This window comes from Kitasatospora sp. NBC_00070 (genome assembly GCF_045041205.1).
Lineage (GTDB): Bacteria > Actinomycetota > Actinomycetes > Streptomycetales > Streptomycetaceae > Kitasatospora.
Map to the genome: position 1 here is coordinate 1,726,075 of NZ_CP108247.1, position 19,782 is coordinate 1,745,856.

The following is a 19,782-nucleotide window of genomic DNA, read 5'->3' on the forward strand; positions in this document are numbered from 1 at the left end:
CGACGCTACCGGATGCCCCAGCCCCGGGGCGGCCCCTAATCTCGCGGCCAGAGATCCCGGTCGGGGGCGAACCTGACCACCAGCTCGCCGTCCGCGAGGGCGGCCCCGCTCACCGTGCAGCGGCGCAGTGCCGCGGGCAGCGGCAGCAGCCTGCGGTAACCGCCCAGGCCGACCACCAACTCGTCGCCGCGCCGGACCAGTTCCAGTTCGGACCGGTCGGCTCCCGGCAGCGCCAGGTGCCAGAGCAGCAGGCCCTCCTCGGCCAGCCGGTCCTCCACCCGCCAGGGGTGCTCGGCCGCCTGTGGGGTGGTGGTGCCGCCGTACAGCTGCTCGGCCACCGCCTCCAGCGCGGGCCCGGGCTGACGGCTGGTCAGCAGCGGGACGTCCAGCTCGGCGGCCAGCCCGGCCAGGGCGTCCCGCTCGCGGGCGGCCTGGCCGGCCAGCCAGGGGTCGACCGAGCCGGCCGCGGCCGCGGGCAGCGCCCGGTGGGCGACCACCGCGTCCAGCCGCAGCCGGTGCAGGGCCAGCCCGGCCCGGATCCGGCGCAGCTCGGCCGGGCGCGGGGCGGCCGCCTCCACCACCAGGCGGACGGTGGTCGAGGGGGCCTCGATCACCGCCCGGGCCTCGGCGAGTGCGGCGGTCGCCCTGGTCCTGGCCTCGAACAGCCACTCGGCGGGCATCGGCACCCCGGCGACGGCGGCCAGCAGCGGGCGGAGCGCCCGGGCGGCCTGCCGCTGCTCGGGCAGCAGCCGGGCCAGGTAGCGGTCGAGCTGCTCGGGCAGCGCGAGCGCGGCGATCAGTTCGGCGGGGCGGGGCGCGGCCACCACCAGCACCTGGGCCCGGACGGTGCGCAGCGAGCGGAGCAGGGCGAGCTGGCCGGTGCCGGGCAGCGGGGTGAGCTCCTCCGGGTCCAGCGGGGTGGCGCCGAGCAGGTCGAAGGCGGGGCCCAGCACACCGGAGAGGCCCTCGACCGCGGCCCGGAAGGCCGTCGGTCCGTCGATCCTCGCCACCGTCAGGGCGTCGGCGTACCGGACCGGCTGGTCGGTCAGCCGGATGCCCAGCACGGTGTCCAGCACCCGGTGCGGGTCGTCGGCGGCCAGCAGACGGGTGGTCAGCCCCTGCCGCGCGTGGTGCAGCGCGGTCGCGGCGGCGACCTCCTCGGCGCCCTCGCCGCTGACCAGGATGGTCCGCATCGCGGGGATCAGCCCTCGACGCGCTTCTTCAGGCCGGCCAGCGCACGGTCGATGATGACCTTCTCGGCCTTGCGCTTGATCATGCCGAGCATCGGGATCTTGACGTCCACGGCCAGCTGGTAGGTGACCTCGGTACCGCTGCCGGCCGGGGCCAGCGCGTACGAGCCGTCCAGCGAGCGCAGCATCTGACTCTTCACCAGGGTCCAGCTGACCTCGCGGTCGCCGTCCCAGGTGTAGGCGAGCACGTGCTCGTCGCGGATCGCGCCGGCGTCCAGCAGCAGGCGCACCTGCGCGGCCCGGCCGTTCCCGGCGGTCTCCAGGACCTCGATCTCCTTGACCTCGCCGGTCCAGGCCGGATACGCGGCGAAGTCCGCGATCACCGCCATGACCTCGGCCGGGGTCGCGTCGATGGTGATGCTCGACCTGGTGTGTTCCGCCATGACACGGCCTCCGCTGTCCTGTTACAGGTGTTGCGCCCAGGGAAGGCTATCGCGCTGCCGCCCCTCTCCCGGCCGGTGCCCCATCGGTCCAGGTCACGGCCGTCCGGGCTACCGGCGGGTCACCCGCGGGCTGTCGTAAGGTGCGAGTCGGGAGCATCGGGCCAGGCCGCCGGTGTGACTCTTCGAACACCGGGCCGGACAACTCTGGTCAATCCACCTACCGGGCAGTAACGTCCTGCCGTCCCGCAGCGTCGCAGACGAGGAGCAGTCTTGCTCGAGTTCAGCCTTCCGGCCCGCTACCAGGTACCGAGCGGCGGTAACCTCTCCGACCTGGTCCACCAGAACGCCGAGCAGCACTCGGACGTGGCGGTTCTCAGCCGCAAGCTGGACGGACAGTGGGTGGATCTGACGGCGGCCCAGTTCCTGACCGAGGTCCGCGCCACCGCCAAGGGCCTGATCGCGGCGGGCGTGGCCCCCGGCGACCGGGTCGGCGTGATGTCCCGCACCCGGTACGAGTGGACCGTGCTGGACTTCGCCATCTGGTGCGCGGGCGCGATCACCGTGCCGGTGTACGAGACCTCCTCCGCCGAGCAGGTCGCCTGGATCCTCGGCGACTCCGGCGCCGTCGCGGTGGTCACCGAGACCGACACCCACGCCGCCGTGGTGGCCGGGCTGCGCGACCGGCTGCCGGAGCTGGCCCACACCTGGCAGATCGAGCGCGGCGCCCTGGCCGAACTGGCGAAGGGCGGCACCCGGGTCACCGACAGCACGGTCACCGAGCGCCGCTCGGTGGCGACCGCCGACTCGATCGCCACCATCGTCTACACCTCGGGCACCACCGGGCGTCCGAAGGGCTGTCAGCTCACCCACGGCAACTTCCTGGCCGAGCTGGGCAACGTGACGGCCCGGCTGGAGCCGCTGTTCCGCACCGGGCACAGCTCGGTGCTGCTCTTCCTGCCGCTCGCCCACGTGCTCGGCCGGATCGCCGAGATCGCCGCCGTGATCGCGCCGATCAAGCTCGGCCACGTATCCGACATCAAGGACGTCACCGCCGAGCTGGCCTCGTTCCGGCCGACCCTGATCCTCGGTGTGCCCCGGGTCTTCGAGAAGGTCTACAACACCGCCAGAGCCAAGGCGCAGGCCGACGGCAAGGGCAAGATCTTCGACCGGGCGGCCGACACCGCGATCGCGTACAGCCGGGCCCTGGACCACGGCGGCCCGAGCCTGGGTCTGCGGCTGAAGCACGCGGTCTTCGACAAGCTGGTCTACAGCAAGCTGCGCGCCGCCCTGGGCGGCCGGGCCACCCACGCGATCTCCGGCGGCGCCCCGCTCGGCGAGCGGCTCGGCCACTTCTACCGGGGCATCGGCTTCACCGTGCTGGAGGGCTACGGCCTTACCGAGACCTGTGCGGCCACCGCCTTCAACCCGCACGACCGGCCGAAGATCGGCACCGTCGGCCAGCCGCTGCCCGGCTCGGCGATCCGGATCGCCGAGGACGGCGAGGTGCTGCTCCAGGGCCCGCAGATCTTCACCGGCTACTGGAACAACCCGGCCGCCACCGCGGAGGCGCTGCGCGACGGCTGGTTCGCCACCGGCGACCTGGGCAGCCTGGACGCCGACGGCTACCTGACCATCACCGGCCGGAAGAAGGAGATCCTGGTCACCGCGGGCGGCAAGAACGTCGCCCCCGCCGTGATCGAGGACCGGATCCGGGCCCACGCGCTGATCGGCGAGGTGATGGTGGTCGGCGACCGCAAGCCGTTCATCGCCTGCCTGGTCACCATCGACGAGGACTTCTTCCCCCGCTGGAAGGAGCTCACCGGCAAGCCGGCCGGCGCCACCCTGGCCGAACTCCGCGAGGACCCCGACCTGCTGACGGCCGTTCAGGCCGCCGTGGACGAGGGCAACCAGGCGGTCTCGCACGCCGAGGCGGTGAAGAAGTTCCACATCCTGGACACCGTCTTCTCCGAGGAGAGCGGCCACCTGACGCCCTCGCTCAAGCTCAAGCGCAACGTCGTCATGAAGGACTTCGCCGCCGAGGTCGAGGGCCTCTACCGCCGGTAAGGCAGACGGCCCGGCTGCACTGTCCAGGGGCTCGGGGAACTGCGAGGAGATCTGGCGCTCGGGTCACTGCGAAAGTGCCTGACCACACACGCACGTCGAACGCTCCCGAGGCCGGCGTCGCCGTTCCCCGAGCCCCTGTCAGTCGTGGCTCAGCAGAGCGGTCAAGCGCCCCGCCAGCAGGTCCCAGCGCCAGGAGCGTTCGACCCAGCGGCGGCCGGCCTCGCCCATGGTGCGGCGGAGTTCGGGGTCGTGCAGCAGGCGGACGGTGCGTTCGGCCACCGCCGCCGGGGAGTTGCCGGGGACGACGTAGCCGGTCTCGCCCTCCAGGACGGCGTCGGGGGCGCCGCCGGAGTCCCCGGCGATCACCGGCAGGCCGGTGGCGCTGGCCTCCAGGTAGACGATGCCCAGGCCCTCCACGTCCAGGCCGCCCCGGCGGGTGCGGCAGGGCATCGCGAAGACGTCCCCCGCGCCGTAGTGGGCGGGCAGCTCGGACCAGGGCACCGCCCCGGTGAAGCGGACCGAGGCGCTGACCCCGCGTGCCTCGGCGAGCTTCTCCAGGTCGCCCTGGTAGGGGCCGCCGCCGACGATCAGCAGCACCGCGTCCGGCACGTCCCGGAGGATCTGCGGCAGTGCGGCGATCAGGGTGTCCTGCCCCTTGCGCGGCACCAGCCGCGAGACGCAGACCACCACCGGACGGTCCGTCAGGCCGAGCCGGGCGCGGACCTCGGCACCGCCGGAGTCCGGCCGGAAGGTCTGCTCGTCCACGCCGGGCGGCAGCTGGACCATCCGGGCGGCCGCCTCGGGGCCGACCGCGGCGGCGATCCGGGAGCGGGTGTACTCGCCGAGGTAGGTCAGGGTGTCGGTGCCAGCGCCGATCCGGCGGAGCAGCTGCCGGGAGACCGGCAGCTGGGCCCAGGCGGCCTCGTGGCCGTGCGTCATGCCGAGCAGCCGGCCCGCACCCGCCCGGCGCAGCGCGGGGGCCATCAGGCCGAGCGGTGCGGCGGCGCCGAACCAGACCGAGTCGCAGCCCTCGGCGCGGAGGATCTCGGCGGCCCGCCGGGTGACCCGGGGCGTCGGCACCATCATCTTCGTCCGGTCCCGGATCACCGGGAACGGCTGCTCGGCGTCGAACTTCGCCACCTCGCTGCCGTCCCGCCAGTTCGAGGCGTACACCACAATGCTGCCGGCCGGCTGGCGCACCGCCATGTTGTGGACGAAGGCCTGGATGCCGCCGGGGCGGGGCGGGAAGTCGTTGGTGACGATCAAAGTCTTGTGCATGCCACGGCTCGCTCGGTCGGGGGGTGCTCGGTGTACCGGTCGCTGATCCGTACCATAGGTCAACGCCCCGGTGTGCCGGGAACGCGACCGGCAGGGGCGGCACGCTTTTGATTAGGGTGGGCAGCCGTGCCGGTCCGGTACGCGGAGACGGTACGGCGAGAACGGACGGGGGCTCGGGGGTGGATCCGCGCGGCGTGCACCAAGGAGAACGAGGGAGTGCGGTGGAGTTGGCCCCGACCGGGAGTACCGGCATCAGTGCGGGCGGTGCCGACCGCGGTCCGGCGGCGTCCCCGGCCGGTGGAGCGCTCTGGGGCCTGGCGGGGGGCTGGCTGGCCACCCGGGTGCTGATCGTGCTGATGGTGCTCGGTGTGATCGGGATCTCCAACACCGACGTGACCGCCGACGTCTCGGTGATCTACCACGGCTGGTACCAGGTGCTGCAGACCGGCACCTTCCCGCTGGACGACGTGACCTGGCAGTACCCGCCGGGCGCCGCCCTGGTGATCCTGCTGCCCGGGCTGCTGCCCTGGTCGTACCTGGTCTCGTTCTGGGTGGTCTGCGGGCTGGTGGACGCGCTCACCATGGCCCTGCTGATGCGGGCCGGGACGCGGCGCGGCCGGAGCTTCACCGGGGCCTGGGTCTGGGTCGCGGGCGTGCCGCTGCTCGGGCCGACGGTCTACTGCCGGTACGACATCATGGTCACCGCGCTGGCGGTGGCCGGGCTCCTGGTGGTGCTGCGGCGCCCCGCGCTCGGCGGTGCGCTGCTCGGTCTCGGCGGGCTGGTCAAGGTCTGGCCGGTGCTGGCCCTGATCGGCACCCCGAAGGGCCGCCGGACCAGACGGTCCTGGACGGCGGCGGTGGCCTCGTTCAGTGCGCTGGGCTTCCTGCTCGCGGCCGGGATGAACGGCGCCTTCGAGTTCCTCAAGTTCCAGCGGGACCGCGGCATCGAGGTGGAGTCGCTCGGCGCGCTGCCGCTGCACTTCGCCCGGCTGGCCGGTGGCTGGCACGGCGAGGTGAAGATGAACTACGGCTCGGTCGAGATGCTCGGGCCCTGGGTCACGGTGATCTCCAAGGTCTCGGTCGGGGCCAGCGTGGTCGGCTTCGCCTGGCTGCTGTTCTGGCGGCTCCGGGCGAAGCGCTGGCAGACCGCGACCAGCTTCGACGCGGCGCTGACCGCGCTGCTGATCTTCACCGTGACCAGCCGGGTGATCAGCCCGCAGTACCTGATCTGGGTGGTCGGCCTGACCGCGGTCTGCCTGACGGTGCGTGGCACCAGCCAGCGGCCGGTGGCCCTGCTGGTGCTGGCCGCGACGCTGTTCACCACGCTGGAGTTCCCGGTGCTGTTCGGCCAGGTGCTGAACAGTCAGCTGTGGGGCGTGGTGGTGCTGAGCGTGCGCAACCTGCTGCTGCTGGCCGCCACGATCCTGTCCTGCGTCCGGCTCTGGCGCTCCACCCGGGTGGTCGAACCGGTCCGCACCCTGGTGCTGCCGCCCGCCCTGGAGGCGCCGGTGCCCGCCGGGTACCCGGTCCGGCCGGGGATCGCGTACGAGCAGGACCTGCTGGACGGCATCGACAGCGCGGGCGTCCGCCAGTGAGGCCCCCGGTCAGTGCGCGAAACGCTGGTGCAGGTCCTCGCCCCACTCGCGGGTGAGGTCGGCCAGTCCGAGGCCCAGCCGGGCCCGGCAGAGCCCGTCCAGCCACTCCTCCCGGTCGCCGGTCGGCCCGGCGGCCCCGGCGGCCCGGTAGAAGCCGACCAGCCGCTGCTCGCCGAACCGGCGGGCGATCAGGTCACAGGCGGACCAGGCGAGTTCGTACGCCAGGCCGATGCCGGCCGAGCCGGCCGCGAAGTCGGTGTCGGCGGGCAGTGCGGCCGTGAAGCCCTTGACCGCGGCGGCCCGGGCGAGTTCCGGCGCGATCTGCTTCGGGCTGCGGCCGGCGCCCCGGTAGCCGGTGTAGTCGGCCACGCCCTCGGAGAGCCAGAGCGGGGTCCACGGCCGGGTGTCGGCCCGGGTCGCGACGTGGGTGGCCTCGTGCACGGTGACCACCCTGCGTCCGAGCTCGCTGAGGCCGGCGTACGCCTGCGGGTTGATCAGCACCCGGTCGGCCGGGCTGTGCAGCGGCGCCCCGGCGGCGGCCGTGGTGACGGCGGCTATGCCCTGGTACCCGGCCTCGGAGACCCCGAGCAGGCGGGCGAACTGCTCCCCGGTGGCCGGGAAGCCGAGCAGCAGCCGGCCGGGCCAGTCCCCGCCCCAGACCTCGGTCACCAGCGGGACCGCCAGGTCGGCCGTGGCCGCCGCGGCGGCCAGCGCGGCCGGGTCGGCCTGACCCAGCACCAGACTGTGCCCGCCCTGCACCGCCCGGACCTCGCCGAGGTCCCAGAGCGCGGCGCCACCGACCGGCTGGTCGGTGGCCAGCAGCCACTCGCCGTCCACCAGCTCGCACCCGATCCGCCGGGTCAGCACGGCCGGGAGGTCGTCGAACTCGGCGATCCGCCAGCCGAGTTCGACGGTCAGGGTGACGGCATCGCCGACCGGCTCGGCGAAGTCGGTGATCCGGTAGGAGAGTTCGGCCAACGGGACGCGGGCCAGCCGGGCCAGCCCGGCGAGTTCGGCGGCCCGGCCGGCCGGGGTCACCCCGGCCGCCAGCGCGCTCCGGTCCAGCCGGAGCAGCGCCCTGGCCCGGTCCGCGAGCAGCGCCTCGATCCGGGGCCGGGCCCGGACCGTCTCGGCGCTCGCCGAACGGACCGGGGGTACCGAGGGCGCCCGGACCGGCCGGGCCACCGGCGGCGAGAGCTGCACCAGCCCGGCCGCCGCGAGCAGCAGCGCGGCCCGGCGGGACAGCACGGGACCGCCGACCCGCGCCCCGCCGTCCGGGGTCGGGCCGGCGGTCGCCCGCCGAGCGCCGCTCAGACCCGCACCACCCCGCTGACCGGCATCGCGTTGACGCTCTCGTAGCGGACCCGGGCGCCGGGGTAGGGCGCGTGGACCACCACACCGCCGCCGGCGTACATCCCGACGTGGTGCATGTCCCTGTAGAAGATCACCAGGTCTCCCGGCCGGGCCTCGGCGAGGCTGATCCGCTGCCCCGCGTTGGCCTGCTGCTGCGAGGTGCGCGGCAGGGTCACTCCGGCCTGCCGCCAGGCCCAGTACATCAGACCCGAGCAGTCGAACGTACGGGGCCCGGTGGAACCGTAGACGTACGGGGAGCCGATCTTGCCGCTGGCGGCGGCCAGCGCGGCGGCGGCCCGTCCGGAGGCGGCGGGCAGGTTGCCGAGGTCGACCCGCTCGGCGCCCCGGGCGGCCCGGCGGGCGGCGTCCCTGGCGTCGTCGTCGGCCATCCTGGCCCGCTCCCCCGCGCCCAGCGAGTTCAGCAGCCGCTGGGCCTTGGTGAGCCGCTGCTGGATCTCCTGCTTGCTCTCGTTCAGGGTGCGCCGGACGGACTCCAGCTCGGCCAGCTTGGCGGTGGTCTCGGCCCGCCGCTGGTCCAGCCGGCGCTGACTGTCGATCACCTGGCGCAGAGTGTCGTTCTGCCGCTCCGCCGTCTGGTCCAGGGTGCGGGCCCGGTACAGGTAGCCGGCCGGGTCGGAGTCCAGCATCAGCTGCACCGCCGGGTCGATGCCGCCCGCCCGGTACTGGGCGGCGGCCACCGAGCCGAGCCCGGAGCGCAGTTGGTTCAGCTCGTCCTGGCCGGCCGCCACCTGGTTCTGCAGCGAGCCGGTGTCGGACTGCAGCTGCCGCTGCTGCTCCTGGGCCGCGTTGAACTTCTCCGAGGCCTGCTCGGCCTCCTCGTACAGCTGGTCGACCTGGGCCTTGACGTCCTTGCGGGTGGGCGGCTCGGCCGGGGCGCCCGGGGTGGCCCCGGCGGCGCCCGCCGAGGCCACCCCGAGCACCGTGGTGGCCGCTGCGGTGAACACCAGCGCCCGGGTGAACCGGCGGGCGCCTGGCAGGGGGGAACGACTGTGCGTCGACATACCGGCGGCTGCTCCGTTCCTGCGCCGGGCCACCGCCGCCGCCCGGTCGGGCGGCCGTCCTTGCGAAGGTCCGGGGGCAGACGTTAGCGAGTCACGGCGATCTAGTCCAAACCCCTACAGTGTCGAATATTTGACCATCAATCGGACATCTGCTCGGCCAGCCGGAAACGCCGCAGGCCCGGCACGTGGCCGGGCCTGCGGGCGTTACGACGGACGGGTGGTCAGACCCGGACGATGCGGGTGATCGGCATGACCGTGGCGGACTCGTGCCGGACCAGGGTGCCGGTGCGCGGCGCGTGCACGATCTGACCGTTGCCCACGTAGAGGCCGACGTGGCCGCCCCCGCGGTAGATGATCAGGTCACCGGGCTTGGCGTCGGCGATGTTGGTGCCGATGTTCTGACCGGCGCCCATCTGCGACTCCGAGGTGCGCGGCAGCGAGATCCCGGCCTTGTTGAAGGCCCAGACCATCAGGCCGGAGCAGTCGAAGCTGTTCGGGCCGACGGAGCCGTAGCCGTACGGCTTGCCGATCTCCGCCTCGGCGGCGGCGATCACGGTGCCCGCGTACGACCCGGCCGGCAGGCCGCTCAGGTCGGTCCTGGTCTCCGTGCGGGAGGCCCGGTCCGGCGCGGCGGTCTTCGACTCGGTGGCCGCCTTGGCGGCCGAGTCGGCGGCGGCCTTGGCCTCGGCGGCCCGCAGCTCGTCCTGCTCCTTGCGGCTGAGCGTGTCGAGCAGCGCCTGCGCGGAGGCCAGCTTGGCCTGGATCTCGTCCTTGCCCGCCCGGAGCTCCTGGGTGGTGCGCTCCAGGTCGGCGAGCTTGTTCTGGGCCTCGGACTTCTGCTGGTCGAGCTTGCCCTGCTCGCCCTTCAGCGTCTTCAGGGTGTCCGCCTGCGAGGCGCCGAGCTGGCTCAACGAGTCGGCCTGGCCCAGGAAGGCGTCCGGGCTGCTGGAGAGCATCAGCTGGACGGTGGGCGATATCCCGCCGGTCCGGTACTGCTCGGCGGCGATCTCGCCGAGCGTGCTCTGCAGGGTGGTCACCTGGGCCTGCTGCCGGGCCACCTCGTCCTGAAGGCCGCTGACCTGCTTCTGCAGGGTCTGCTGCTTCTCCGTGGCCGCGTTGAACTTCTCGGTCGCGTCCTCGGCCTGCTCGTGGAGCTGGTCGACCTGGGACTTGACCTCGTCCTTGGTGGGGTTCGGGTCGGCGTGCGCACCGGTCTGCGCGGACAGCGCCACCGCAGCGGCGGCGGCAGCCGTGATGATCGAGACCCGGGTACGGCCGGCAGGCTTGGGACGACGATGGGACGCCACGAAGGCGGGCTCCTTCTTCCTACGTCCGCCTACCGGGTGAGCTGACGGGTTCGGGCTGGAAGAGATGCCCTACAGCGCCTCACCGTCGGGCCGTCTCGTGACGGTCCGTCGACCTGGCGCCGATTCACCCCGAGGAACGTGGTTCCCCGGCTCCGATCGACAGCGCCCCCGAGAGGGCTTCCCCGTAGGGCAGTCGGAACTGCCCCGCTGCGTCTCGAACTCGGCGGTAACCCCCGCCGCCACCCAGGTTGGGTGATCGACAGTGCGGTGGTTCGAGAAGGACCCTAGTAACCCAACCGTGATCGGTTCAAATCCTTGTAAGAAAAAAGTCGGAATGAAGTCGTGATTCTTCGGTGATTGCGACCGAGCGTGATCGGAAATGCACGCTGCGCCGACGAATTCCCGGGATGCGGACGCGACGGGGCCCGCCGGAGGTGTCCCAGATCACAGGGAGGTTCCGACGGGCCCGGGCGTGTCACGAGGCGTCAGTTGGACGCCTTGATGGGGAGATGTCCGTTATGCCGTATCAGGCTGACGGTGGATCAGACCCGGCGGATGGTCTTGATCGGCATCGCGTCGACCTTCATCACCTTGACCACGTCACCGGTGTGCGGGGCGTGCACCACCAGGCCGTTGCCGATGTAGATCCCGACGTGGTGCGCGTCGGGGTGGTAGATCACCAGGTCGCCCGGCTGCGCGTTGGCCCAGTCCTTGCCGATGTTGGTGCCGACCGAGGCCTGGTCCTGCGAGGTGCGCGGCAGCGAGACGCCCGCCTGCGCGTACGCCCAGACCACCAGGCCGGAGCAGTCGAAGGAGTTCGGTCCGGTGGCGCCCCAGACGTACGGCTTGCCCTGCTTGCCCATCGCGGCGGAGACCGCCGCACCGGCGTAGCCGCTGGCGGGCGGCAGGTTGCCGACGTCGATCCGCTCGCCGCCGCGCGAGGCGCGGTCGCCCAGCACCGCGTTCCGGTCGGCCGCGCTCAGCTGGTTGAGCAGCTTCTGCGCCTCGGCCAGCTTCTTCTGCACCTCGGCCTTGGCGTCGTTCAGCACCTTGGTGTTGCGGTCCAGCTCGGCCAGCGTCTCCGCGGCCTCGATCTTCTGCTGGTCCAGTCGGCGCTGCTGGTCCTGGAGCGTCTTCAGGCTCTGCGCCTGGGTCTGGTTCACCTGGTCGACGCTGGACGCCTTGGTCAGGTAGTTCTCCGGGTCCGAGGAGAGCATCAGGGCGACCGAGGGGTCCACCCCGCCGTCCCGGTACTCCTGCGCCGCCACGGCCGCCAGGCCGCCCTGAAGGGCCGTCATCTGCTCCTGGCCGCGGGCCACCTGGTCCTGCAGCTGCTCGGCCTGCTTGCGCAGCTGGTCGGTCCGCTCCTTGGCGCCGTTGAACCGCTCGGCCGCCTGCTCCTGCTCGTTGAAGAGCGCGTCGACCTGGACCTTGACCTCGTCCTTGCTCGGCTTGGCCGGCGCCGCGTGGGCACCCGCCTGCGCCGAGAGGGCGACCGCGGTCGCTGCGGCAGCGGTCAGCACGGAGACCCGTGCACGGCTCGGCTGCTTGGGGCGGCGGTGGGAAGCCAAAGGAAGAGCTCCTTCATCACTCCTGGACGCGACCTCACCCGATCGGGTGCTTGTCCAGAAAATAGGTTTGACGCCAGACCCTAGTGAAGTTGTCACGGGTGCGCCACTCCCCTACCGCCACGAACTTCCCGCCGGGGACCGGAATTCACCGGACCGACACAACCCGGCCACCCCGCCCTGACCTGCAGTCAGTCACCGTCAGGGCCTGGCCAGCCGCTTCAGCAGCAGCAGTGAGGCCACCGGGCGCGCACCCGCCTTCTTCACGCCGTCGGCGACCTCCTTGTCGGTGGAGACCACCACCACCGGACGCCCCAGCGGCTCGGCCCTGACCAGCCGCCGGATCAGCTCGTCCGCGGTCTCCCCGGTCCGGCTGAACCGGACCCGGACCCCGCGCGGCGGCGCCAGGATCACCGGCACGTCCAGGTCCTGGCCGTCGAAGACACAGGTCACCTCGGCCTGGGTGCGCTGGGCCAGCATCGCCAGACCGCCGAGCAGCCGGATCCGCTGCTGCTCCAGCGGCAGCGTCGGGTACCCGGTCTTGGTCACGTTGTAGCCGTCCACCACCAGGTGGACCTGAGGGATCGCCAGCAGCTGGTCGAGCAGCGCAGGGTCGTCCTCGGCCAGCGCCCGGCGGGCCACGTCGTGCGGCGAGGCGGAGGCCGGTGCCACCGCGTCCACCAGGTCGGCCGGGTGGATCTGCGCCACCGGCAGGGCCAGCTCGCGCTGGAGGCCCTGGGCGGACTGCAGCACGGTGTCCAGCAGCAGTCGCAGCCGCATGTCCTCGACGCTGCGGCCCTCCCGGGCCGAACGGCGGCCGGCCTCCAGGGCGGTCTCCAGCTCGGCGATCCGGTGCCGCAGCCGACGGGCCTCGGCCTCGGCCGCGCTGTGCTCGGTGGCCGCCCCGGCCCGTACCTCGGCCAGCTCGGCCTGCACCTTGCGGGCCTCGGCCTGGGCCCGCCGGGTGTCGCTCTCCAGCGTCCGGACCTTCTTCCGGAGCGACTCCGCCTCGCGCCGGATCCCCTCCGAGTCGGCCCGCTGCCGGTCCAGGTCGGCCCTGGACTGGGCGCGCAGCTCGGCCAGCTCCTCCTGGAGCTTCTCCACCAGCCGGGCCGCCTCGGCCGCCGCGCCCTCGGCGCCGGCCCGCTCGACCTGCTCGCCCGCCTCGGCGACCAGCCGGGCCCAGCCGGCCGGGCGCAGCAGGTAGGCGGCCGCCGCCACGTCCATCGGGTCGGCGGCGCCCGGCACGCTGCCCGCCTCCAGCGCCCTCACCAGATCCGGCTGCCCGAGCCGGAGCCGATCGGCTATCCGCAGCCGGAACGCCGGGTCCGCCTCCAGCGCGGCGGCCAGCGCGGTGGCCGCGTACTTGGCCCGCCGGGCCGGGGTGAACTTCGCGTACTGGCGCAGCGAGACCGGCAGTTCGGCGGCCGGCAGGCCGCCGAGCGCGTCGGCGGCGATGCCCACCACCCGGTGCCTGACCCCCTCGGGGAGCGGTCGGCCGAGCTGTTCGGGGCTGTCACCGGGAGTGGGATCGGTCGGGTCGGCAGGAGCGGGCGGTGCGTCGGCCTGCTCCGGGGCGGCCGGGGTCGCGGCCGCGGGAGGCTGCTCCTGCGACTCGGCCGCCCCCCATGCTGCGTCCACCACGTCCTCGGCTCCGATCCTGCTCCGCGGGGTCCGTACGGCCGGTTGCCGCTGCCCTCAAACACACCGCTCTCTGCAATTGTCGCGGTTACCGTGCCCCGACCCGACCCGCGCCACACTCCGCGCGGGCCCGGGCCGGTGCACCGGTCAGGACTCCTGCTGCTCCGCGGCCGCCTGCTCGGCGTCCGGACGGGCCACCAACTCGACCTGGTCGACCGCGTTGCACCAGCGGCAGCGGACCGACTCCAGCGTCTCGGCCAGCACCTCGGTCTCCTCGACCTTGGAGTCGCCGGCCAGGTCGAAGTGCAGGAACTCCACCACCCGGGACGAGCGCGTCACGTCGAAGCGGGTCAGGTTGCCGCAGAGCGTGCAGCGCCAGCGGGTCTCAGCGGTCGGGGCGGCGATCGTCATTCTGCCAAGTCCTCTCGTTGGTGCCGCCGTACGGCGGTCACCCAGGGTCCGGAAGGTCAAGCCTATTGCCTGCGGGTTCGACCGAGGGCACCTGGTCCGTGATGCGGGCAGACCGCACGGCACTAGGCCACCCGCAGTACCGGGCGGTGTCGGTGGGCCACGCCGGAGGAATGCTCTCCGCTATGGCCATCCCCGTCCTGGACCACCTCGACGCCCCGGGCGGCAGGACACCGGAGCGCCCGCCGGTCGTCACCTACGCGCTGATCGGGCTGAGCGTGCTGACCCTGCTGATCGGCCCGAGCTTCGGCCTCAACCCGCGCTACGGCACCGGGCCGGAGCGGGTCTGCGCCGAGCAGCGGTACGAGCAGCGCTGGGGCGCGATCCCGGCCGAGCTGATGGCCAACCGGCCGCTGCCGGCGGCTCGGCTGGCCGAGCTGCCCCCGTCCACGGCGGACTGCCCGCCGCTGCCGACGCCCCGGAAGATCCCGGTGCTCTCGGTGCTCAGTTCGCTGTTCGTGCACGCGGGCTGGCTGCACCTGCTCGGGAACATGCTGTTCCTGTTCGTCTTCGGCCCCGGGGTCGAGCAACGGTTCGGCCGGGTCCGGTTCCTGCTCGGCTACCTGACGGTCGGTTACCTGGCCACCTACGGCTGGGCGGTGGCGGAGGCCCACGGGGTGGAGTCGGCCCGGACCCTGGTCGGCGCGTCCGGCGCGATCGCCGGGGTGCTCGGCAGCTACCTGCGGCTCTACCCCCGGGCCCGGGTGACCACGTTGGTGCCGCTGCTGCTCTTCCTGCCGCTGCGCTTCCCCGCCTGGCTGGTGCTCGGGCTCTGGTTCCTGCTCCAGTGGCTCTCGGTCCGCCAGGACGGCCCCGGAGTGGCCTACCCCGTGCACGTCATCGGCTTCGCGGTCGGCTACCTGGCCACCTGGGTCACGGTTACGCTGACCCGGAACCCACGGACAGGAGCGACAGAGTGATCACCGCGATCGTGCTCATCAGGACCAGCGTCGACCGGATTCCCGAGATCGCCGAGGCGATCGCCTCGATCGAGGGCGTCAGCGAGGTCTACTCGGTGACGGGTGGCTACGACCTGGTCGCGATGGTCCGGGTCCGGCACCACGACGACCTCGCCGCGGTGATCCCCGGCCGCCTCAACAAGATCCCGGGCGTCGAGCACACCGAGACCCAGATCGCCTTCCGCACCTACTCCAAGCACGACCTCGAAGCCGCCTTCGCCCTCGGCCTCGACGAATAGCTAGGCTCTCGGACCTGCGCTCTGGGCAGATGCTGCACTTTTGCAGGCGCTCCGGGTCTACGGCCCGGGGGCTCGGGGCTCTGCTGTTGTGCGGCTCCGCCGCGTGGGCGAGGAGATCTGGCGGGCGGGTCACTGCGAAAGTGCCTGACCACCCACGGACGGATCACCTGGCAAGGGCCGGCGTCGCCCACGCGGCGGAGCCGCACATCAGCAGGGCCCCGAGCCCCCGACCGTAGACAGCTGAGCACCTGCCGAGAGGTCAGCTGCGGCGGGTGTCCGCGACGCAGCGGCCGCCTTCGTTGCGGTAGCTCCACGCCGCCCCGTCGGAGACGAGCTCGCGGACGGCCCCCAGGAACCGCTCCAGGTGCTCGTCCGGAGTCCCCGCCCCGAAGCTGACCCGGATCGCGTTCAGGCTGCGCTCGCCGGGCAGCGACGGCTCCGGGGCGCCGCACTCGGACGGTGCGGCCTCCTCGCCGCCGAGCAGGGTCCGCACCAGCGGGTGGGCGCAGAACAGCCCGTCCCGGACGCCGATCCCGTACTCGGCCGAGAGCGCCGCCGAGAAGTGCGAGCTGTTCCAGCCCTGCACCACGAAGGAGAGCACGCCGACCCGGGCCGCGCCCTCGCCGAACAGGCTGAGCACCCGGACTTCGGGGATCTCGGCCAGTCCGGCCTGCAGACGGTCGATCAGCTGCTGCTCGCGGGCCTCCAGCGCGTCGAAGCCGGCCTCGGTGAGCGCCCGGCAGGCGGAGGCGATGGAGTAGGCGCCGATCACGTTCGGGGAGCCGGCCTCGTGCCGGGCCGGGCCGGTCTGCCACTCGACCGCGACCGAGCCGTCCAGCTCGCGGGCCACGGTCCGGCTGGCGCCGCCGCCGGCCAGGTACGGCTCGGCCGCGTCCAGCCAGTCGCTCCGGCCGGCCAGCACGCCGGCGCCGAACGGGGCGTACAGCTTGTGGCCGGAGAAGGCGATCCAGTCCACGCCCAACTCCCGCACCGAGACCCGGTGGTGGGGCGCCAGCTGGGCGGCGTCCAGCACCACCCGGGCGCCGTGCCGGTGGGCGACCTCGGTCAGTTCGGCGACCGGCCAGAGCTCGCCGGTGACGTTGGAGGCACCGGTGACGCAGAACAGCCGGTGCTCGGCGGGCTCCGCCGCGAGGGCGGCGTCCAGCGCGGCGACCGCCTCGGCGTGCGAGCGCGGGGCCCGCAGGTAGCTGACGGTCAGGCCGTCCCGGCGCCAGGGCAGCAGCGAGGCGTGGTGCTCGGTCTCGAAGGCGAACACCCGGGTGCCGGCGGGCAGCACCCCGGCCAGCAGGTTGAGCGAGTCGGTGGTGGCCCGGGTGAAGACCACCTGGTCGCCCTCGCGCAGGTCGAGGAACTCCTCGACGGTGCGGCGGCTCTGCTCGAACAGGTCGGTGGAGAGTTGGGAGAGGTACCCGGCGCCCCGGTGCACGCTGCCGTAGTACGGGGCGTAGGCGGCGACGTCGTCCCAGACCCGCTGGAGCGCCGGGGAGCTGGCGGCGTAGTCCAGGGCGGCGTAGGAGACCTTCTCGCCGGAGACCAGCGGGACCTGGACGTCGTGGCCGAGAACGGCGAGCGGGGCGCAGATTTCGGTGGAAACGGACATGGGGGTGCACTCCTCGGAAGGTCCGGGACCTCGGGGTGCAGCTGTGCCGCCGACGTCCGCGCTTGCCACGCGGACGGTTCGCCGCGGAGCCCGGTCCTCACCCAGGGCACCCCGCCACGGACGGAGGGTTGCCGGACAGCAAGCTGGGGCTTGTCGCTGTCACTCATGACCTGCCGAGGACTCTAGGCGAGCCTCCGAGGAGTGGTCAAACACCCGTCCGCCATCCGGACAGTACGAAGGCCCGGCAGTGATCTGCCGGGCCTTCAACTCACCGTTCAAGAACGGGTGGTGGCCGCCGCCCAGTCCTTCAGCAGGGCCTCCGCCGCGCCGGAGTCGACGGCGGCCGCGGTCCGCACCATGCCGGCCGCCAGCTGCTCGGCCAGCGGGGCGTCGGTCAGCTCCAGCGCGGTCAGCGCGGCGGCGCTGTTCAGCAGGACGGCGTCCCGGACCGGGCCGCGCTCCCCCGCCAGCAGGCGGCGGGCGACCTCGGCGTTGAACTGCGGGTCGCCGCCGCGCAGCGCCTCGATGCCGACCGGCTCGATGCCGACCTCGCGCGGGTCGAAGACGGTCTCGGTGACCTGACCGTCCTTCACCAGCCAGACGTGCGAGGTGGTGGAGATGGTCAGCTCGTCCAGGCCGTCGTCGCCCCGGAAGACCAGGGCGGTGGCACCGCGCCGGGCCAGTACGCCGGCGATCAGCCCGGCCAGCCGGGTGTCGAAGCAGCCGATCGCGTGCGCGGTGACCCGGCCCGGGTTGGTCAGCGGGCCGAGGATGTTGAAGGCGGTCGGCACCCCGAGGTCACGGCGGGCCGGGGCGGCGTGCCGCATCGCCGGGTGGAACATCGGCGCCGGGCAGAAGGTCAGGCCGACCTCCGCGGCGATCTCGGCCACCCGGGCGGGCGTGACGTCGGGGCTGATGCCGAGCTTCTCCAGCACGTCGGTGGCACCGCTGGCGGAGGAGGCCGCCCGGTTGCCGTGCTTGACCACCTTCGCCCCGGCGGCGGCCGCGACGATCGCCGACATGGTGGAGATGTTCACCGTCTTGGCCCGGTCGCCGCCGGTGCCCACGATGTCCACTGCGGGGCCCGGGATGTGCAGCGGCGTGGCGTGCGCGTACATCGACTCGACCAGACCGGCGATCTCGTCCACCGTCTCGCCCTTGGCCCGGAGCGCGACCACGAAGCCGGCCACCTGGACGGGGGTGGCCTCGCCGCCCATGATCCGGTCCATCGCCCAGGCGGTGTCGGCCTGGCCGAGGTCCTGCCCGGCCAGCAGCGCGCTCAGCAGGTCCGGCCAGGTGCGGACCACCTGCGCGGGGTCGCTACCGCCGTTCGCAGGTTGTGCGTTCACCATGGCTGACTCCAGCTCTCGATCGGGGATGCTGGAGCCAGCCTAGCGATCCGGGGCGCCCGGACGCGGGGTGCTTCTCTACAGGTGAGACACCGGCTGACGGCCCCTCAGCGGTGCGATCGCTCAGCGGTGGGCCGGGGTGCGCTTGGCCACCCGGGCCCGGAGCAGGGTGGCGGCGGCCTCGGCCAGCGCCACCGGGTCGACCGGGTGCGAGATCGCGGCCTCGGCGCGGCTCCAGGCGGCCAGCCAGGCGTCCTGCGGCCGGCCGATCAGCACCAGCACCGGCGGGCAGCCGTAGATCTCGTCCTTGACCTGCCGGGCCACCCCGAGGCCGCCGGCCGGCACGGCCTCGCCGTCCAGCACGCAGAGGTCGACACCGCCCTTCTCCAGGGCTCGGAGCACCGCGGGCACCGTGGCGCACTCCAGCACGTCGACCTCGGGGAGGTCGGCGGCGGGGCGGCGGCCCAGTGCGAGCGTGACCTGCTCGCGGGTGTTCCGGTCGTCGCTGTAGACGAGAACGGTGAGCGTCTCGTCGGAGGTGTGCGCCATGGGCCCTGCTCCCGGGTACTCGTCCTCTTATATGGCTGTGCTCTTCGTCGTACCGTGCGCGGCTCAACCCGGCCCGGTGTGACCCGGACCACGTTCACCTCCGGATGCTACTCCCGCACACCCCTCGTGGTGACCCCCTGGCGCGATCTCCCTCGGACGAGCCGCGGCCGTACGCCACGCCGATCACTCACGCGGGCGACGGATCGTCACCCCAGAAGTCCGGTTCCACCCGGACGGCCGACCCGCTAGCCGACCCGGGGCGCCGGGCCCGCCGTGACACGCGGGGCGAACGGGTGGACCCGTCGTCAATGAACCGTCAGAAATGGGACACCACCTCCTCGAAGCCCTCGTCCGACGCCCCGTCGGCTGCCAACAGGGCATACCGCACGCACCGGACACTCCGAGGTACACCCCCCGGCGTGAAGACGGAATAAGGGACCGACATAATGTCCGTCGTGGCGACAGCAACAGCAACAGAAACCGGACACGCGCACGGAGCGGTCAACAGGCCGAACCTGGTCAGCGTCGGAACCATCGTCTGGCTGAGCTCGGAGCTGATGTTCTTCGCGGCCCTGTTCGCGATGTACTTCACGCTCCGCTCGGTCAAGGGCGCGGAGTTCTGGACCGAGAAGGCCCACGCGCTCAACGTGCCCTTCTCCTCGGTGAACACCACGATCCTGGTGCTCTCCTCCCTCACCTGCCAGCTCGGCGTCTTCGCCGCCGAGCGCGGTGACGTGAAGAAGCTCCGCTCGTGGTTCATCATCACCTTCGTGATGGGCGCGATCTTCATCGGCGGCCAGATCTTCGAGTACACCGAGCTGGTCAAGAAGGACGGCCTCTCGCTGTCCTCGGACCCGTACGGCACGGTGTTCTACCTGACCACCGGCTTTCACGGCATGCACGTGACGGGTGGTCTGATCGCGTTCCTGCTGGTCCTGGCACGGACGTACGCAGCCAAGCGGTTCACGCACGAGCAGGCCACCGCCGCGATCGTGGTGTCGTACTACTGGCACTTCGTCGACGTCGTGTGGATCGCCCTGTTCGCGACCATCTACCTGATCAAGTAACCAGCTGATCAGGTCGCTGGCCGACGGCCGGAGCCGTACCCGCACCGACCGACCGCGCGCGTCCCCGCA

Annotated in this window: 17 protein-coding genes and 2 riboswitches; of the genes, 5 read left to right on the top strand and 12 right to left on the bottom strand. The window is 72.8% G+C overall.

The window, feature by feature from the left end; genetic code table 11:
• Positions 1-35 precede the first annotated feature (35 nt).
• Positions 36-1,193 (bottom strand): ArsA family ATPase, encoded by a 1,158-nt coding sequence (locus OHV05_RS08020; protein ID WP_405017031.1) that lies wholly within the window; start codon positions 1,191-1,193, stop codon positions 36-38.
• Between the two features lie 8 nt (positions 1,194-1,201).
• Positions 1,202-1,633 (bottom strand): SRPBCC family protein, encoded by a 432-nt coding sequence (locus OHV05_RS08025; RefSeq protein ID WP_405017032.1) that lies wholly within the window; start codon positions 1,631-1,633, stop codon positions 1,202-1,204.
• Positions 1,634-1,903: 270 nt separating this feature from the next.
• Here OHV05_RS08025 and OHV05_RS08030 point away from each other — a divergent pair, with 270 nt between their 5' ends.
• Positions 1,904-3,697 (top strand): AMP-dependent synthetase/ligase, encoded by a 1,794-nt coding sequence (locus tag OHV05_RS08030; RefSeq protein WP_405017033.1) that lies wholly within the window; start codon positions 1,904-1,906, stop codon positions 3,695-3,697.
• 138 nt (positions 3,698-3,835) lie between these two features.
• Here OHV05_RS08030 and OHV05_RS08035 read toward each other — a convergent pair whose 3' ends face one another.
• Positions 3,836-4,975: a glycosyltransferase family 4 protein gene (locus tag OHV05_RS08035; RefSeq protein WP_405017034.1), complete on the bottom strand. Its 1,140-nt coding sequence runs from the start codon at positions 4,973-4,975 to the stop codon at positions 3,836-3,838.
• Positions 4,976-5,196: 221 nt separating this feature from the next.
• Between OHV05_RS08035 and OHV05_RS08040 the strand changes: the two genes are divergently transcribed.
• Positions 5,197-6,570 (top strand): glycosyltransferase 87 family protein, encoded by a 1,374-nt coding sequence (locus OHV05_RS08040; protein ID WP_403038481.1) that lies wholly within the window; start codon positions 5,197-5,199, stop codon positions 6,568-6,570.
• A gap of 9 nt (positions 6,571-6,579) precedes the next feature.
• Here the strand turns inward: OHV05_RS08040 and OHV05_RS08045 are convergent, their stop codons facing one another.
• From OHV05_RS08045 to OHV05_RS08070, 6 genes are all read right to left on the bottom strand, one after another.
• On the bottom strand, positions 6,580-7,818 hold the full coding sequence (locus tag OHV05_RS08045) for a hypothetical protein (RefSeq protein ID WP_405017035.1): 1,239 nt from the start codon (positions 7,816-7,818) through the stop codon (positions 6,580-6,582).
• A gap of 62 nt (positions 7,819-7,880) precedes the next feature.
• On the bottom strand, positions 7,881-8,945 hold the full coding sequence (locus OHV05_RS08050; protein ID WP_405017036.1) for an NlpC/P60 family protein: 1,065 nt from the start codon (positions 8,943-8,945) through the stop codon (positions 7,881-7,883).
• A gap of 221 nt (positions 8,946-9,166) precedes the next feature.
• Positions 9,167-10,252 (bottom strand): NlpC/P60 family protein, encoded by a 1,086-nt coding sequence (locus OHV05_RS08055; protein WP_405017037.1) that lies wholly within the window; start codon positions 10,250-10,252, stop codon positions 9,167-9,169.
• A 10-nt stretch (positions 10,253-10,262) separates the two neighbouring features.
• A riboswitch (cyclic di-AMP (ydaO/yuaA leader) is annotated at positions 10,263-10,427 on the bottom strand.
• Positions 10,428-10,794: 367 nt separating this feature from the next.
• Complete coding sequence (locus OHV05_RS08060) at positions 10,795-11,823, bottom strand: NlpC/P60 family protein (protein WP_405017038.1); 1,029 nt, start codon at positions 11,821-11,823, stop codon at positions 10,795-10,797.
• A gap of 198 nt (positions 11,824-12,021) precedes the next feature.
• The gene (locus OHV05_RS08065) at positions 12,022-13,464 is read right to left on the bottom strand and encodes an NYN domain-containing protein (RefSeq protein WP_405017039.1); all 1,443 of its coding nucleotides are present in this window, start codon (positions 13,462-13,464) and stop codon (positions 12,022-12,024) included.
• Positions 13,465-13,608: 144 nt separating this feature from the next.
• Positions 13,609-13,872: a hypothetical protein gene (locus tag OHV05_RS08070; RefSeq protein ID WP_403038498.1), complete on the bottom strand. Its 264-nt coding sequence runs from the start codon at positions 13,870-13,872 to the stop codon at positions 13,609-13,611.
• Positions 13,873-14,054: 182 nt separating this feature from the next.
• Between OHV05_RS08070 and OHV05_RS08075 the strand changes: the two genes are divergently transcribed.
• Both OHV05_RS08075 and OHV05_RS08080 read left to right on the top strand, forming a co-directional pair.
• Positions 14,055-14,849 (top strand): rhomboid family intramembrane serine protease, encoded by a 795-nt coding sequence (locus OHV05_RS08075; RefSeq protein WP_405017040.1) that lies wholly within the window; start codon positions 14,055-14,057, stop codon positions 14,847-14,849.
• Entirely contained in the window at positions 14,846-15,127 is a 282-nt protein-coding gene (locus tag OHV05_RS08080; RefSeq protein WP_057233015.1) for an Lrp/AsnC family transcriptional regulator, read from the top strand. Before OHV05_RS08075 ends, OHV05_RS08080 begins: the two co-directional genes overlap by 4 nt.
• A gap of 259 nt (positions 15,128-15,386) precedes the next feature.
• Here the strand turns inward: OHV05_RS08080 and OHV05_RS08085 are convergent, their stop codons facing one another.
• The 3 genes from OHV05_RS08085 to OHV05_RS08095 form a co-directional block, all read right to left on the bottom strand.
• On the bottom strand, positions 15,387-16,748 hold the full coding sequence (locus OHV05_RS08085) for an aminotransferase class V-fold PLP-dependent enzyme (RefSeq protein ID WP_405017041.1): 1,362 nt from the start codon (positions 16,746-16,748) through the stop codon (positions 15,387-15,389).
• A gap of 53 nt (positions 16,749-16,801) precedes the next feature.
• A riboswitch (SAM riboswitch) is annotated at positions 16,802-16,919 on the bottom strand.
• A 104-nt stretch (positions 16,920-17,023) separates the two neighbouring features.
• Entirely contained in the window at positions 17,024-18,100 is a 1,077-nt protein-coding gene (gene trpD / locus OHV05_RS08090) for an anthranilate phosphoribosyltransferase (protein WP_405017042.1), read from the bottom strand.
• A gap of 120 nt (positions 18,101-18,220) precedes the next feature.
• Complete coding sequence (locus OHV05_RS08095; RefSeq protein ID WP_405017043.1) at positions 18,221-18,646, bottom strand: hypothetical protein; 426 nt, start codon at positions 18,644-18,646, stop codon at positions 18,221-18,223.
• 446 nt (positions 18,647-19,092) lie between these two features.
• Between OHV05_RS08095 and OHV05_RS08100 the strand changes: the two genes are divergently transcribed.
• Entirely contained in the window at positions 19,093-19,713 is a 621-nt protein-coding gene (locus OHV05_RS08100) for a heme-copper oxidase subunit III (RefSeq protein WP_403038511.1), read from the top strand.
• Positions 19,714-19,782: the final 69 nt, after the last annotated feature.

Coding starts and splice junctions, on each gene's coding strand:
- OHV05_RS08035 (WP_405017034.1), bottom strand. CDS start 4,975: ATGCACAAGACTTTGATCGTCACCAACGACTTCCCGCCCCGCCCCGGC.
- OHV05_RS08025 (WP_405017032.1), bottom strand. CDS start 1,633: ATGGCGGAACACACCAGGTCGAGCATCACCATCGACGCGACCCCGGCC.
- OHV05_RS08020 (WP_405017031.1), bottom strand. CDS start 1,193: ATGCGGACCATCCTGGTCAGCGGCGAGGGCGCCGAGGAGGTCGCCGCC.
- OHV05_RS08050 (WP_405017036.1), bottom strand. CDS start 8,945: ATGTCGACGCACAGTCGTTCCCCCCTGCCAGGCGCCCGCCGGTTCACC.
- OHV05_RS08095 (WP_405017043.1), bottom strand. CDS start 18,646: ATGGCGCACACCTCCGACGAGACGCTCACCGTTCTCGTCTACAGCGAC.
- OHV05_RS08075 (WP_405017040.1), top strand. CDS start 14,055: ATGGCCATCCCCGTCCTGGACCACCTCGACGCCCCGGGCGGCAGGACA.
- OHV05_RS08085 (WP_405017041.1), bottom strand. CDS start 16,748: ATGTCCGTTTCCACCGAAATCTGCGCCCCGCTCGCCGTTCTCGGCCAC.
- OHV05_RS08070 (WP_403038498.1), bottom strand. CDS start 13,872: ATGACGATCGCCGCCCCGACCGCTGAGACCCGCTGGCGCTGCACGCTC.
- trpD (WP_405017042.1), bottom strand. CDS start 18,100: ATGGTGAACGCACAACCTGCGAACGGCGGTAGCGACCCCGCGCAGGTG.
- OHV05_RS08100 (WP_403038511.1), top strand. CDS start 19,093: ATGTCCGTCGTGGCGACAGCAACAGCAACAGAAACCGGACACGCGCAC.